13 protein-coding genes and 1 pseudogene are annotated in these 13437 nt (G+C 75.9%); 7 read left to right on the forward strand and 7 right to left on the reverse strand.

What is annotated here, in order from left to right; translation table 11 throughout:
* Positions 1–8 precede the first annotated feature (8 nt).
* Complete coding sequence (locus GSF02_RS08280; RefSeq protein WP_235915450.1) at positions 9–848, reverse strand: fructosamine kinase family protein; 840 nt, start codon at positions 846–848, stop codon at positions 9–11.
* A complete protein-coding gene (locus GSF02_RS08285) occupies positions 845–1072 on the reverse strand; it encodes a DUF5703 family protein (protein WP_159794635.1) in 228 nt (75 codons plus the stop codon). Before GSF02_RS08285 ends, GSF02_RS08280 begins: the two co-directional genes overlap by 4 nt.
* A gap of 64 nt (positions 1073–1136) precedes the next feature.
* Between GSF02_RS08285 and GSF02_RS08290 the strand changes: the two genes are divergently transcribed.
* Entirely contained in the window at positions 1137–1451 is a 315-nt protein-coding gene (locus GSF02_RS08290) for a primosomal protein (RefSeq protein ID WP_159794636.1), read from the forward strand.
* Positions 1452–1512: 61 nt separating this feature from the next.
* On the opposite strand, the gene GSF02_RS08295 is transcribed toward GSF02_RS08290, so the two are convergent.
* Positions 1513–2457: an aldo/keto reductase gene (locus GSF02_RS08295; RefSeq protein ID WP_159794638.1), complete on the reverse strand. Its 945-nt coding sequence runs from the start codon at positions 2455–2457 to the stop codon at positions 1513–1515.
* 93 nt (positions 2458–2550) lie between these two features.
* Between GSF02_RS08295 and GSF02_RS08300 the strand changes: the two genes are divergently transcribed.
* Together GSF02_RS08300 and mshC are read left to right on the forward strand one after the other, a co-directional pair.
* Entirely contained in the window at positions 2551–3423 is an 873-nt protein-coding gene (locus GSF02_RS08300; RefSeq protein WP_159794640.1) for an undecaprenyl-diphosphate phosphatase, read from the forward strand.
* Positions 3424–3464: 41 nt separating this feature from the next.
* Positions 3465–4736: a cysteine--1-D-myo-inosityl 2-amino-2-deoxy-alpha-D-glucopyranoside ligase gene (mshC, locus tag GSF02_RS08305; RefSeq protein WP_159794642.1), complete on the forward strand. Its 1272-nt coding sequence runs from the start codon at positions 3465–3467 to the stop codon at positions 4734–4736.
* Between the two features lie 16 nt (positions 4737–4752).
* Here the strand turns inward: mshC and GSF02_RS08310 are convergent, their stop codons facing one another.
* The 3 genes and pseudogenes from GSF02_RS08310 to GSF02_RS08320 all read right to left on the reverse strand — a co-directional run bounded on the left by GSF02_RS08310 (position 4753) and on the right by GSF02_RS08320 (position 7421).
* Positions 4753–5646, reverse strand: coding sequence for a PAC2 family protein (locus GSF02_RS08310; RefSeq protein WP_159794644.1), 894 nt, complete (start codon positions 5644–5646; stop codon positions 4753–4755).
* A 268-nt stretch (positions 5647–5914) separates the two neighbouring features.
* Positions 5915–6415, reverse strand: a pseudogene (gene surE / locus GSF02_RS18845) (5'/3'-nucleotidase SurE); the annotation flags it as partial.
* 70 nt (positions 6416–6485) lie between these two features.
* Positions 6486–7421, reverse strand: a complete 936-nt coding sequence (locus GSF02_RS08320; protein ID WP_159794646.1) for a PfkB family carbohydrate kinase — start codon at positions 7419–7421, stop codon at positions 6486–6488.
* 63 nt (positions 7422–7484) lie between these two features.
* Between GSF02_RS08320 and GSF02_RS08325 the strand changes: the two genes are divergently transcribed.
* Positions 7485–8174, forward strand: a complete 690-nt coding sequence (locus GSF02_RS08325) for an HAD family hydrolase (protein WP_268892859.1) — start codon at positions 7485–7487, stop codon at positions 8172–8174.
* A 48-nt stretch (positions 8175–8222) separates the two neighbouring features.
* On the opposite strand, the gene GSF02_RS08330 is transcribed toward GSF02_RS08325, so the two are convergent.
* The gene (locus GSF02_RS08330; protein ID WP_159794648.1) at positions 8223–9140 is read right to left on the reverse strand and encodes a RecB family exonuclease; all 918 of its coding nucleotides are present in this window, start codon (positions 9138–9140) and stop codon (positions 8223–8225) included.
* Positions 9141–9213: 73 nt separating this feature from the next.
* On the opposite strand from GSF02_RS08330, the gene GSF02_RS08335 reads away from it, so the two are divergent.
* The 3 genes from GSF02_RS08335 to arc all read left to right on the forward strand — a co-directional run bounded on the left by GSF02_RS08335 (position 9214) and on the right by arc (position 13434).
* Positions 9214–10446 (forward strand): site-2 protease family protein, encoded by a 1233-nt coding sequence (locus tag GSF02_RS08335; RefSeq protein WP_159794650.1) that lies wholly within the window; start codon positions 9214–9216, stop codon positions 10444–10446.
* Between the two features lie 74 nt (positions 10447–10520).
* Complete coding sequence (locus GSF02_RS08340) at positions 10521–11615, forward strand: tRNA (adenine-N1)-methyltransferase (protein WP_159794652.1); 1095 nt, start codon at positions 10521–10523, stop codon at positions 11613–11615.
* A gap of 169 nt (positions 11616–11784) precedes the next feature.
* Positions 11785–13434, forward strand: a complete 1650-nt coding sequence (gene arc, locus GSF02_RS08345) for a proteasome ATPase (protein ID WP_159794654.1) — start codon at positions 11785–11787, stop codon at positions 13432–13434.
* The last annotated feature ends 3 nt before the right edge of the window (positions 13435–13437 follow it).

Below are 13437 nucleotides of genomic sequence, written 5' to 3' on the forward strand. Positions count from 1 at the left end.
CGGGAGGCTCAGCCGGCGAGGTCGCGCAGCAGCGCCCGCGTCTCGGCGACGTACCCGCCGCCGAACAGCACCGCGTGCACGGCCAGCGGGTACAGCTGGTGCAGCCGGACGCGGTGGCGCCAGCCGCGCGCGAGCGGGTGGGCCGCGGCGTAGCCGGCCAGGATCTCCGCCAGGTGCGGGGCGCCGAACAGCGCCAGCATCGCCAGGTCCGCCTCGCGGTGGCCGCCGTGCGCGGCCGGGTCGACGAGCACCGCGCCGTCGGCGGACCACAGCACGTTGCCGGACCACAGGTCGCCGTGCAGCCGGACGGGCGGGTCGTCGGCCGCCGCGCCGGCCAGCCGCGGCAGGCGGGCGCACACGCGCTCCACGAGCCGCTCGTCGTCCCCGTCGAGCACGCCGCGGGCGCGGCCCTGGGCCAGGACCGGCCGCAGCCGGGCCTCGGCGTAGAACTCCGCCCAGGTGGGCCAGGCGCCGCCCGGCATGGGCAGCGGGTCGCCGAGCGGCCCGAAGAACCCCGCCGCGCCCGGGAACCGGGCGGTGTACCCCGGTGGCAGCGCGCCGAACGCCGGCGCGCCGGCGTCGTGCAGCGCCGCGAGGGCGCCGCCGAACGCCCGCGCCGCGGCGGCGGTGGCCGGGGCGGGCGCGACGCGCTCGAGGTCTAGGTGGTCGTCGCCGACGCCGAGCACCCGGGCCACGCGCGGGCCGCCCGGGGGCTCGGCGAGCCACGCGAGCCCGGCCGCCTCGCAGGCGAAGAACCCCGCGGGGGCGCCGCGCCGCGCCTTGCGGAACACGTCGGCCGGCGCGGCGCCGAGCGCCTCGCGGGCACCGGGCGCGGGGCGCTCGCTCACAGGGTCGAGGCGACCTTGATGATCTTGCGCCGGAGCCACACCTTGCGGGTGCCGCCCATGTACAGGCGCGTGCGTGCCAGCTCCCAGCGGCCGTACTCCGCCTCGTCGGTCAGCAGGCGGCGGGCGTCCGGGACGCTCGTCGTGCGGTCGATGGTCAGGACGCGGTACTCGTACTGGCCGTGGGCGCGCCACGCCGAGGTCCGCTGATGGTCGGTCGCCGCCATCGTCACCGTCCTTCCTCGTGGTTTCCGGTCCCCATTCTGCCCCCGGCGGCGGTAGCGTCGGACCATGACCGCAGACCCGCGTGCCGCGCTGGACCGTCTCGTCGCTGCGCTCGAGGCGCACTTCACCGCGGTGTCGACCCGCCGCAGCGACGACGACCCCCGGGTCGACGACGCCTACGACGTCCTCGCCGACGCCTTCGAGGTGTACGACGACGCGCTGGCGCAGGTCTACGGGGAGGTCACGCCCTTCGTCCTCGAGGAGGAGGACGAGGACGACGAGGCGGACGACGACGACAGCGACGACGACGCGGACGACGACTCCGACGACGTCGACGAGCTCGACGAGGACCTCGCGACGGAGCTCGACCGGTCGCGCTGAGCGGCGGGCCCGCCCCGGGCCCCGCCCCGCTCCACCAGCGCCCGGGCTACCGGCGCTCGGGCTACCAGCGCTCGGGATACCCGGCGTCCACGGCGGAGACGTCGTCGAGCGCCGCGTGCACCTCGGCCGGCAGCTCGAGGTCCGCGGCCGCGAGCGACGTCGCCAGCTGGCGCGGGGTGCGCGCGCCGACGATCGCCGACGCGACGACGCCCTGCGCCAGGAGCCAGGCCAGCGCGACCTCGGTCGGGGTGCGGCCCAGCCCCTCGGCGGCGGTCGCCACCGCCGCGACCACGGCCGACGACGGTGCGTCGAGGTACGGCTCGACGAAGCCCGCCAGGTGCGGCGAGGCCGCGCGGGAGTCCGCCGGCACCGAACGGCGGTACTTGCCGGTCAGCACGCCGCGCCCCAGCGGCGACCAGGCCAGCACGCCGACGCCGAGCGCCTCGGCGGCGGGCACCACCTCGCGCTCGATGCCGCGCTGCAGCAGCGAGTACTCGACCTCGACGGCCGTGAGGCCGACGCCGTCCGGCTCCAGCAGGCTCGCCGCGCGCGCGGTGGCCCAGCCCGGGTGGTTGGACAGGCCTACGTAGCGCGCGCGGCCCGAGGCCACCGCGTGCCGCAGCGCGCTGACCGTCTCCTCCAGCGGCGTGCCGGGGTCGGGGGCCGCGGCGACGAAGAGGTCGACGTGGTCGGTGCCCAGGCGCGCGAGCGAGGCGTCGAGGTCCGCCAGCAGGCTGCCGCGGGAGGCGTCGCCGCGGCCGCCGCCCTTGGTGCACAGCACCACGTCGTCGCGCGCGACCTTGCCCTCGAGCAGCGCGCCGATGACGCGCTCGGCCTCGCCGGCGCCGTACGCCGCCGCCGTGTCGATGAACGTGCCGCCGGCGTCGAGGAAGTCGCGCAGCTGCTCGCCGGCGTCGACCTCGTCGGTGTCCCGGCCCCAGGTCATCGTGCCGAGCCCGAGGCACGACACGCGCAGCCCTGACCTGCCCACCCGCCGTCGTTCCATGCCCCGCAGGCTACCGGCGGCGGCGCGCGGCGGGCCCGCCCGTCCGGGCCCGTCGCACGGCGTGCCCCGCCGCGGCGGGTAGGGTCGGCGCTCGTGAGTGCGTGGGAAGCGATCTTTCTCGGTCTGGTCCAGGGGCTGACGGAGTTCCTGCCGATCTCCTCGAGCGCGCACCTGCGCATCGTCGGGGAGCTAATCGGGTCGGACGACCCGGGCGCGGCCTTCACGGCCATCACCCAGATCGGCACCGAGGCGGCGGTCGTCCTGTACTACCGCCGCACGATCCGCGACATCCTCGTCGCCTGGTGGCGCGCCCTGCGCGGGCGCGACGGCACCGGCTGGCGCGCCCGGATGGGCGCCCACGACGAGCAGGCCCGCATGGCCTGGTACATCGCCCTGGGCTCGATCCCGATCGTCGTGCTGGGCCTGCTGTTCCAGGACTGGATCGAGACCGGGCTGCGCAACCTCTGGATCACCGTGACCATGCTCGTGGTGTTCGCGCTGCTGCTCGGCTGGGCCGACAGGGTCGGCGCCCGCCGCCGCACGCTCGACGCGCTGACCCCGCGCCGGGCCCTCGCCTTCGGCCTGGCCCAGTCGCTCGCCCTCGTGCCCGGCGTCTCGCGCTCGGGCGGCACGATCACCGCCGGCCTGCTGATGGGCTTCACCCGCAAGGCCGCCGCGGACTACTCGTTCCTGCTGGCCATCCCGGCGGTGCTCGGCTCCGGCCTCTACCAGCTCGCCAAGTCGGTCGGCGAGGGGCCCGCCGAAGGCTCGCCCGGGCCGCTGGCCACCCTGCTGGCCACGATCGTGGCGTTCGCCGTGGGCTACGTGGTGATCATCGGCTTCCTGAAGATCGTCTCCACCTACTCCTACAAGCCGTTCGTGGTCTACCGGATCGTGCTGGCGGCGGTCGTCGTCGTGCTCCTGGTCACCGGCGTGCTGAGCGCCACCTCCGGCATCGTCGTCTGAGCCCGGTCGGGGCCGGCGCCCGCGGCCGGTATCGTGGGCGCGTGCGTACCTGGCAGGCTCCCGAGATCCCCCAGCTCCCCGGCCCGCAGGACGGACGGCGGGACCCCGTCGTCGTGCACGACTCCACCACCCGCGGGCTGGTCGAGGCCGCCCCGGGCGAGCAGGCCCGGCTGTACGCGTGCGGCATCACGCCGTACGACGCCACGCACCTGGGCCACGCCAACACCTACCTGGCGTTCGACCTGCTGCAGCGCGCCTGGCTCGACGCCGGCAAGACGGTGACCTACGTCTCGAACGTCACCGACGTCGACGACCCGCTGCTGGAGCGCGCCGACGCCACCGGCGTCGACTGGCGCGACCTGGCCGCCGAGCAGACCCAGCTCTTCCGCGACGACATGACCGCCCTGCGCATGCTGCCGCCGGCGACCTGGACCGGTGCCGTCGAGTCGGTGCCCGCCGTCGTCGAGGCGGTGCAGGCGCTGCTGGAGGCGGGCGCGGCCTACCGCGTGCCCGTCGAGCCCGGCGCCGGCGGCGACGCCCCCGAGCTCGGCGACGTCTACGCCGACCTCACGGCCGACCCCGACTTCGGCCGCGTCGCGGGCCTCGACGCGGGGACGATGACCGCGCTGTTCGCCGAGCGCGGCGGCGACCCGCAGCGCGAGGGCAAGAAGAACCCGCTGGACCCGCTGCTGTGGCGCCGCGAGCGGGCGGGCGAGCCGGCGTGGGACGGCGGCTCGCTCGGCACCGGCCGGCCCGGCTGGCACATCGAGTGCGCGGTCATCGCGCGCGACGGGCTCGGCCTGCCGTTCGACGTGCAGGGCGGGGGAGCGGACCTGCTGTTCCCCCACCACGAGATGTCGACGTCGCACGACCGCCTGCTGTCCGGCCGCGGGGCCGAGGGCGCGCCGCGGGTGCACGTGCACGCCGGCCTCATCGCCTACCAGGGCGCCAAGATGAGCAAGTCGCTGGGCAACCTCGTGCTGGTCTCGCGGCTGCGCGAGGCGGGCGTGGAGCCCGCGGCGATCCGGCTGGCGCTGCTGGCGCACCACTACCGCACCGAGTGGGAGTGGACGGACGCCGACCTCGCCGGCGCGCAGCAGCGCCTGGCCCGCTGGCGCGCCGCGGCGGCCGCCCCGGCGGCCGGCTCCGGCCCGACCGGCGGGGTCCTGGCCGCCGTGCGCGGAGCGCTGGCCCACGACCTCGACGCCCCGGCCGCGCTCGGCGCCGTCGACGCGTGGGCGGCCGACCCGGCGTCGGACGACCCGCTGCTGGTCGCCGCGACGGTCGACGCGCTGCTGGGCGTCCGCCTCTGACCCCGGCGGTGGGGGGCTAGGGGCGCTCGCCCCCGCCGTCCGGCTTGCCGGTGTCGCGGCGGCGCAGCCACCGCTCGAACTCCCGCGCGATCGCCTCGCCCGAGGCCTCGGGCAGCTCGGCGGTGTCCTTCGCCTCCTCCAGCTGCTGGACGTACTCAGCGATCTCGGCGTCCTCGCTCGCCAGCTCGTCGACCCCGTGCTGCCACGCCTCGGCGTCCTCCGGGAGCTCGCCGAGGGCGATCGGCTCGGCGAGCAGCTCCTCGACCCGCGCCAGGATGGCCAGGGTGGCCTTGGGCGACGGCGGGTTGGCGACGTAGTGCGGCACTGCCGCCCACAGCGACACCGACTGGCGCCCGCGCTCGTTCGCCGCGTGCTGGAGCACGCCCACGATGCCGGTCGGGCCCTCGTAGGTGTTGGGCTCGAGGTCGAGCACCGCGCGCAAGCCCTCGTCGTCGGACGTCGCCGTCATCGGGATCGGGCGGGTGTGCGGCACGTCGGCCAGCAGCGCCCCGAGCGTGACGACCGTGCGCACGTTCCACTCCTCGGCGACGTCGAGCAGCTCGGCGCAGTACCGGCGCCAGCGCATCGACGGCTCGATGCCGTGCACGAGCACGACGGTGCGCTGCGGCAGCTCGGCCACCCACACCGTCGTCGTCGGCCAGGTGATGGTCCGCTCGCCGTCCGGCCCGCGGCCCACGACGGGCCGGTTGACCTGGAAGTCGTGGTACTCCTCCGGGTCGAGCTCGCGGACCTTGCGCGCGTCCCAGACCCCGGCCAGGTGCTGCAGCGCGGCGGTCGCGGCGCCGCCGGCGTCGTTCCAGCCCTCGAAGGCGGCGATCATCACGGGGTGGCGGGCCGCGTGGCGGCCGACGGGCTCGGGCACGGGGTGCTCGTGGTCCGGAGTGCTCATCCGCCCACCATATTGCGTGCGAGCGGCGGCACCTCCAGGGACGCGTCCGCCCAGGGCGCAACCAGGAGGGTCGCCGTCGCCAGCCACGCGCGAGGAGGCCGGCGTCGGACTCCGGCTCGGTCGCCCGCTCCGTGCCCTCGTAGGACACCAGCACGCCGCCGGCCTCGTCGGACCTCGCCAGCCGCGCGTGGACCGCGCCGAAGGACGCCAGGGGCGCCTGGCGCAGCCCGCGCAGGTCTGCCGGGGCGACGTCGGGGACGTTGACGTTGAGGGTGCGCCGGCCGAGCGACGTGCCGTCCAGCCAGGCGAAGGCGTGCGCGGCCACCTCCTCGGCGGTCTCCCAGTGCGTCGGGTCCGCGCCGTCCAGCGAGACGGCCATGGACCGGATGCCCAGGGAGGTGGCGGACAGGGCCGCGCCCACCGTGCCGGAGTGCAGCACGGCGTTGCCGACGTTCGGCCCCCGGTTGACGCCGGACAGCAGCACGTCGGGCTTGGCGCCGAAGGCGCCGTAGGCCGCGACGAACGCGATGAGCGCCGGGTCGGCGGCCACGGCGAGCGACCGCACGCCGTCCGGCAGGCCGGGCGCGGCCACCGGCTCGATCGCCAGGCGGCCGTCGTCCTCGGCGCCGTGCAGCGCCGCGGACGCGCCGGAGGACTCCCGGGCCGGGGCCGCGACCACGACGTCGTACCCGGCGCGGTGGGCGACCCGCGCCAGCACCGCCAGCCCGGGGGAGCGGATCCCGTCGTCGTTGGTCACCAGTGCCAGCACGTCGTCTCCTTCGGTCCGTGGTCGCCGTCGGCGCCGTGGGCCCCGCCGCGGGCGGGTCCCCGGCGCCGGCTCACGACAGCTCCTCGATGGTCACCCGCTGCGCGAACGTCTCGATCTGCTCGCGCCGGCCCGTGCCGAGCCCGTGGCGGGCCACGTTGAGCGCGCCGGCCGCCGCACCGAGCGCGACCGCCTGCGGCAGAGGGTCGCCCCGCCCCACGCCGACGGCGATGCCCGCCGTCATCGAGTCGCCGGCGCCGCGGTGGTCCACGGTGGTCATCGGCGGGGCGGTCACGAGGACGTCGCCGTCGTGGGTGACGACGAGCGTGGGCTCGTCGGCCCGCGACACGACGACGGCGGCCGGTCCCTCGCCGACCATCGTGCGGGCCGCCTTGCGCAGGTCGTCGAGCCCCGTGCCGGAGGCGAACCCGCCCTCGGCCATCTCCTCGTGGCTGATCTTCAGCACCGTGCAGCCGGCCTCGACGACGGCACGGGCCGCGTCCCCGGACAGGTCGGCCACGACGGCACGCTCGGAGGCGCGCAGGTCGTCCACGAGGCGGCCGTAGAAGTCGCCCGGCACGCCGATGTCCGACCGCGAGCCGGTCAGGACGCACACGTCCGACTCGAGCGCGCTGACCAGGGTGGTGCCGTACAGGTCGTCCAGCGCGTGCCGGTCCAGCGGCAGCGCCGGCATCGTGGCGATCTCCTCCGGCTCGCCGCTGCGGCGGTCCTGGACGAGCGCGCCGGCGCCCGCGGTACCGGTGGCCCGCAGCTCGAGGTCGGCGGAGCGGGCGAGGTGCGCGGTGATGTCGCCCACCTCGCCGCCGAAGGGCCCGCAGACCACCACGCGGGCACCCAGGGAGTAGGCCATGCGGGCGAGCCAGAGCCCCTGGCCGCCGGGGTGCACGTGGATCTCGGGGGCGCCGCCGGCGCGGCCCTCCTCGATCTCGACGGCGAGCAGCGGGTCCGGGGCGAGGACGCACAGGGCGGGTGCACGGTCGTCGGTCATGGGCCGACCCTAGGCAGGAGAGGGGGCGCTCACCCGCCGGAGCGCGACCCGTAGGCTGGTCCCGTGCCCGAGACCTCCCCCCGCTCCGCCCTGCCCGCCGCCGTCCTGTGGGACATGGACGGCACCCTCGTCGACACCGAGCCGTACTGGATCGCCGCCGAGCACGAGCTGGTCGAGGCCCACGGCGGCTCGTGGTCCCACGAGCAGGCGCTGCAGCTGGTGGGCAACCCCCTGCTGACCTCGGCGCAGATCCTGCGGGACGCCGGCGTGGGCCTCGAGCCGCCGCAGATCGTGGACTGGCTGCTCGAGCGCGTCATCGCGCAGGTGCGGGTCCGGGTGCCGTGGCAGCCCGGGGCCCTCGAGCTGCTCGACGCGCTCGTCGCGGCCGGCGTGCCCTGCGCCCTCGTGACGATGTCGTACGCCTCGCTCGCCGAGGAGGTCGCCGCGCAGGGACCCGCGGGTGCGTTCCGCACGCTGGTCACGGGCGACCAGGTGACCGAGGGCAAGCCGCACCCGGAGCCCTACCTGACGGCCGCCGCGCGCCTCGGCGTCGACCCGGCCGCGTGCGTGGCCGTCGAGGACTCGCCCACGGGGATCGCCTCGGCCATGGCGGCCGGCGTGCGCACGCTCGGGGTCGAGGCGGTCGTGCCCGTGCCGCACCTGGAGGGGCTGAGCCGGGCCGTGTCGCTGACGAAGGTGGACGTGGCGACCGTCGCGCGGATCGCCGCCGGCGAGGTGCTCGACCTCACCTGATCCCGCGCCCGGTCCCGCGCCCGGTCCCGCGCCCAGTCCCGCGGCGGGTCACGCCTCGACGGTCACGCCCAGGCGCTCGCGGACCAGCTCCGGGTCGAGCTGCGGCGGGGTGCCGCCGAAGGCGGGGCACACGGCCTGGTGGGCGCACCAGCCGCACAGCTTGCTCTGCCGCGGCGCGAAGTCGCCGGTGCGGGCGGCGGTCTCGATGGCCGACCACACGGCGCGCACCTTCTGCTCGGCGACCTCGAGCTCGCGCTCGCGCGGCTCGGCCCGCAGGATCTGGCCGTCGCCGAGGTAGACGAGCTGCAGCATCTTGGGCAGCACGCCCCGCTCGCGCCACAGCACCAGCCCGTAGAACCGCATCTGGAACAGCGCGCTCGCCTCGAACCCCGGCCGCGGCGCCCTGCCGGTCTTGTAGTCGACCACTCGGATCGCCCCGTCGGGGGCGACGTCGAGCCGGTCCACAATGCCGCGCAGCAGCGGCCCGCCGTCGAGCTGCGTCTCGACGCGCAGCTCGCGCGCCTCCGGCTGCAGCCGGTTCGGGTCCTCGAGCGTGAAGTACGTCCCGAGCAGGCGGCCGGCGCCGTCGAGCCACGCGTCGGGCGCCGTGCCCGCGGCGTCGCCGCCGGGCTGGAAGAGCTGCGCGTAGCGGGGCTCGGCCTCCAGCAGCCGGTCCCACTCGCCGGGCAGCAGCTCCAGGGCCGCCTCCCGGGTGCGCTCGCCCAGCGGCGCGTCGTAGAGCCGCTCGAGGACGGCGTGCACGAGCGTGCCGCGCGCGGCCGCGGCGCTGGGCGGCTCGGGCAGGCGGTCCACCACGCGGTAGCGGAACAGCAGCGGGCACTGCATGAAGTCGTTGGCGCGCGACGGCGACAGCGCCGGGCGACGCGGCTCGGCCGGGGCCGTGGCGGGCACGGGCCCGTCGCCCAGGGCCTCCGGGAGCAGGTCGGTCGCTGCCGTCGTCGTCATGCCAGCCACCCTAGGCGCCGCCACCCACACCGTCGTCCAGGTGGTCCCCAGGCCGCACGGATAGATTGGCCGGGTGACGACGCCCGCGCCGCAGACCCCACCCGGCGCCTCCCGAGGTCCGGACCGCCCGCCGACCCGGCCGCGCGCCGAGCCGCGCTCGCGCGGCTGGGTCGTGGGGCGCGTGGCCGGCGCTCCCGTGGTGGTGACCCCGTCGTGGGCGCTGGCCGCCGTCGTGCTCACCCTCGTGTTCGCGCCGACCGTGCGGCGGCTCGCGCCCGCCGCGCAGGGCGGCGGCGTCCTGCTCGTCGCCCTCGTCTTCGTGCTGCTGCTGTTCGGCTCGGTCTTCCTGCACGAGGTGGCGCACGCCCTCGTCGCGAGGGCGCGCGGGCACCGCGTCACCGAGCTGGCCGTGACGCTGTGGGGCGGGCACACCGCGTACACGGGCGCGACGCGGCGGCCGCTGGACGGGGCGCTGGTCGCCGTCGTCGGCCCGGTCACCAACCTGCTGCTGACCGCCGTCGCGGCGCTCGTCTTCCACGGCCTGTACGGGGCGCCGGTGTGGGCCGTGTGGACCGAGGGGCTGCCGCTGCGCTCCGTCGGCGCGTGGCTCCTGTTCGCGCTGGCCGCCTCGAACTTCTTCGTCGGCCTGTTCAACCTGCTGCCGGGGCTGCCGCTCGACGGTGGGCAGATCCTCGAGTCCCTGGTCTGGGGCGCCACCGGTTCCCGGGCCAAGGGCACCGTCGCCGCCGGCTGGGTGGGGCGCCTGGTGGCGCTCGGGGTCCTCGCGTGGGCGCTGGTGCTGCCGCTGGTCCTCGGGCTGCGCCCGGACTGGATCACCGTCCTGTGGGCGGCGCTGCTCGGCGCGTTCCTGTGGTCGGGCGCGGGCCAGGCGATCGTCGCGGGCCGCCGCCGCGAGGCGGTGGCCGGGCTCACCGCGCGCGGGCTGGGCACCCGCGCCGTCGTGGTGGCGACGGGCGCGTCGGTGGCGGACGCCGCCCGCGCCGTCGCCGGCGTGCCCGACGCCGCCGTGGTCGTGGTGACGCCCCAGGGCGCGCCGCTCGGGTGGGTCGACCCCGCCGCGGCCTCGTCCGTCCCGCCGGGGGCGACGGCCACGACGCCGGTCGACGCGGTCGTCGTGCCGTTCCCGCCGGGCTCGGCCGTCGAGGCGGACCTCGCCGGAGCCGACCTGCTGCAGCACGTGGCGGCCACGTCCGCCGGCGCCCGCGTGGTGCCGGTCCTCGAGCACGGCCGGGTGGGCGGCGTGCTCGACGTCGCCCACGTCGCCCGCGCGCTCAACAGGCGCTGACCGCCGGCGCCGGCCGGGCGCCGGACACCCGGCACCGACCACGGGGACCGCGGGCGCCACTAGACTCGCCCCTCGTGACTTCCCCCGCTGACCGCCCGACGGGCGCCGACATCCGCCGTGGCCCCTTCCGGGTCGGCGACAAGGTCCAGCTCACCGACCCGCGCGGTCGGATGCACACGATCGTGCTGAAGCCGGGCGCCACCTTCCACACCCACAAGGGCTACTTCCGCCACGACGACCTCGTCGGCCGGCCCGAGGGCTGGGTCGTCACCAACACCGCGGGGATCGAGTACCTGGCGCTGCGGCCGCTGCTGAGCGACTACGTGCTGTCGATGCCCCGCGGCGCCGCCGTCGTCTACCCCAAGGACGCCGGCCAGATCGTGCAGATGGCCGACATCTTCCCCGGCGCCCGCGTCGTCGAGGCCGGCGTGGGCTCGGGCGCGCTGACGATGTCCCTGCTGCGCGCCGTCGGCGACCAGGGCGAGCTGCACTCCATCGAGCGCCGCGAGGACTTCGCGGACATCGCGCGCGGCAACGTCGAGACGTTCTTCGGCGGACCGCACCCGGCCTGGCGCCTGAGCATCGGCGACCTGTCCGACGTGCTGCCCACCGTGGCCGAGCCGGGCAGCGTCGACCGCGTGGTGCTCGACATGCTCGCGCCGTGGGAGAACCTCGACGCCGTCGCGGCGGCGCTGGTGCCCGGCGGCGTCTTCCTGGCCTACGTCGCCACCGCCACGCAGCTGTCCCGGCTCGCCGAGGACCTGCGCGCGCACGGCCGGTTCGCCGAGCCGGTGGCCTGGGAGTCCATGGTGCGCGGCTGGCACCTCGAGGGCCTGGCGGTGCGCCCGCAGCACCGCATGGTGGGGCACACCGGGTTCCTGCTCACCTCCCGCCGGCTCGCCGACGGCGTCGTGCCGCCCGAGCGCAAGCGCCGGCCGCAGGGCACCAAGCCCGACGCCGCGGCGGACGTCGCGTGGGACGAGGAACAGCTCGGCCAGCGCCCGGTGTCGGACAAGAAGCTGCGCCGCGTGCGGCGCGACGTCGCCGAGTCGGCCGAGGCCGCGGCGGCGTCGGCGGCCGAGGCGTCTCGCCTGCCGGACGCCTCGGAGCAGGCCGCGCCGCGCGACGACGCGCCCGGCACGGCCCCGGACGCGCCCGCCGAGGACTGACGTCCCCTCGTGCCCGCCGCGTGACGGGCGCGTGAAGGCATCGCCGGTCCGCGCGAAACCTCGCGCGCCACCTCCCGTGCGGTGGGGATGCTGCGTAGGGTGCTGTATTCGGGACAGCCCTCCCGCCCCCGAGAGGGCCGCACCCGGAGCCGCACGAGAGGGGACCTGCATGGCCGAGAACCCTGTCAACCCTGTCCGCTCCGACTACCAAGGCCCGAGCCGGGACGCCCAGCTCGCCATGCTCGCCGCCAAGAACGAGCGTCTCGCCGAGGCGCTGCGCGCCGCGCGCGACCAGATCGTCGAGCTCAAGAGACAGATCGACGACCTGGCCAAGCCGCCGGGCACCTACGCCACGTTCCTCGAGGCCCACCCCGACGGGTCGGTCGACGTCTCGGCGGCCGGGCGCAAGATGCACGTGGGCGCGAGCCCCAACCTCGACGTCGCCGCGCTGCAGCCCGGCCAGGAGGTCAAGCTCAACGAGGCGATGACGGTGGTGGAGGCCGGCGGCTTCGAGCGCGTCGGCGAGCTCGTCACCGTCAAGGAGGTGCTCGACGACGAGCGGGTGCTCGTCGTGGGGCGCGCCGACGAGGAGCGGGTGGTCCGCCTGGCCGGGTCGGTGCGCGGCCGCACGCTGCGCGTCGGCGACTCGCTCACGGTGGACGTGCGCAGCGGGTTCGTGTTCGAGGTCGTGCCCAAGTCCGAGGTCGAGGAGCTCGTCCTGGAGGAGGTGCCCGACATCCGCTACGAGGACATCGGCGGCCTGGGCACCCAGATCGAGGCGATCCGCGACGCGGTCGAGCTGCCGTTCGCCCACCCCGACCTGTTCCGGGAGCACGGGCTGCGGCCGCCCAAGGGCGTGCTGCTCTACGGCCCGCCCGGCTGCGGCAAGACGCTCATCGCCAAGGCCGTCGCCGCGTCGCTGGCCACCATGGTGGCCGGCTCGGGCGACGACCCGAACGTGCGCAGCTACTTCCTCAACGTCAAGGGCCCCGAGCTGCTCAACAAGTACGTGGGCGAGACCGAGCGGCACATCCGGCTCATCTTCGCCCGCGCGCGCGAGAAGGCCTCCCAGGGCATGCCCGTGGTGGTGTTCTTCGACGAGATGGAGTCGCTGTTCCGCACCCGCGGCACGGGGCTGTCGTCCGACGTCGAGACCACGATCGTGCCGCAGCTGCTCGCCGAGATCGACGGCGTGGAGCGGCTCGACAACGTCATCGTCATCGGCGCCTCGAACCGCGAGGACATGATCGACCCCGCGATCCTGCGGCCGGGGCGCCTCGACGTGAAGATCAAGATCGAGCGGCCCGACGCCGAGGGCGCCCGCGAGATCTTCGGCAAGTACCTCACGGCGGACCTGCCGATCCACCCCGAGGACCTGGCCGAGCACGGCGGCGAGCCGGCCGCGGCCGTGGACGCGATGATCCGCTCCGTCGTCGAGCGGATGTACGCCGAGGACGAGGACAACCAGTTCCTCGAGGTCACCTACGCCTCCGGCGACAAGGAGGTCCTGTACTTCAAGGACTTCAACTCGGGCGCGATGATCCAGAACGTCGTCGACCGGGCGAAGAAGATGGCCATCAAGGACTTCCTGGCCACGGGCCAGCGGGGCATCCGGGTGGACCACCTGCTGTCGGCCTGCGTCGACGAGTTCAAGGAGAACGAGGACCTGCCGAACACGACCAACCCCGACGACTGGGCGCGGATCAGCGGCAAGAAGGGCGAGCGCATCGTCTTCATCCGCTCGATCGTCCAGAAGAAGGGCGAGGGGGCGACGCCGCGCACCATCGAGCAGATCACGAGCACCGGCCAGTACCTCTGACGG

This window comes from Puerhibacterium puerhi, assembly GCF_009846865.1.
GTDB lineage: Bacteria > Actinomycetota > Actinomycetes > Actinomycetales > Cellulomonadaceae > Puerhibacterium > Puerhibacterium puerhi.